The 291-nt window shown below is 69.4% G+C and carries 1 protein-coding gene; it reads left to right on the top strand.

The annotated features are described in order from the left end of the window. Positions 1-291, top strand: a 291-nt coding sequence (locus ACPYOG_RS19395; protein WP_481295764.1) for a transaldolase family protein, incomplete at both ends; no start/stop codon positions are given.

Consider the following 291-nt stretch of genomic DNA (forward strand, 5'->3'; position numbering starts at 1 on the left):
CCACTCGGTCGCGTCCTTCTTCGTCTCGCGCGTCGACACCGAGGTGGACAAGCGCCTCCCGGCGATCGGCCCCGACGAGGCCACCGCGCCGAAGAGCAAGGCCGGCATCGCCAACGCCCACCTCGCCTACGAGGTGTACGAGCAGACGTTCGCCACCGAGCGGGCCAAGCTCCTCACGCATGCCGGCGCCAACGAGCAGCGTCCGCTGTGGGCGTCCACCTGCGTCAAGGACCCGAACCTGCCCGACACCCTCTACGTCGAGCAGCTCGTCGCCCCGAACACCGTCAACAC

It is taken from the genome of Leifsonia sp. HAY1-4F, assembly GCF_056755275.1.